At 66.8% G+C, this 570-nt stretch carries 1 pseudogene; it reads right to left on the reverse strand.

Annotated features, from left to right (window positions below):
- Window positions 1–570, reverse strand: a pseudogene (locus D1012_RS22120) (thiamine pyrophosphate-binding protein); the annotation flags it as partial.

Here is a 570-nt window from a genome sequence, read left to right on the forward strand (position 1 = left end):
CCGTCACCACCCGCGCGCCCTTTGCCACCACCGTGGCCGCCCCGATGGCACCGGGCACCGCATAGCCCAGCCCGCCCTGGCCGCGCGCAAACAGAAACTGCCGTCTGGCCTGTTTGGCCGGGATATACCCCGAGATCCAGCCCGCCGAGAACGAGGCGTCCGAGACCACCACATCGTCATCGTCCAGCCGTTTGGCAATCTCGGCCATGATGCGCGGCGGCAGCACCGGCATCTGATCCGACGCCATTTCCACCGCCTTGTCGGCATCGCAGCGCGCCTTGACCTCGGCGATGCGGGCATCCCAATCCGGGTTCACCCCCTTGCGGCTGTCGCCCATCGCGGCATCCAGCGCCGTCAGCGTATCGCGCACATCCCCCAGCAGCGCGACGGTCGGGCGGAAGGTGCGGCCATGCTCCAGCGGGTCAAAGTCGATGGTGATGGTCGCCTGATCCGGCTTTGGCAGGGTCCAGTTCATGCCGGTGTTCTGGCTGACCTTTGAGCCGCACCAGATCACCAGATCGGCCTCTTGAATCAACTCGATCGCGGCGGCCGATCCCAGCGGGTTCAGCA

It is taken from the genome of Pseudotabrizicola alkalilacus (assembly GCF_003443995.1).
In the GTDB taxonomy this organism is placed as follows: Bacteria; Pseudomonadota; Alphaproteobacteria; order Rhodobacterales; family Rhodobacteraceae; genus Pseudotabrizicola; species Pseudotabrizicola alkalilacus.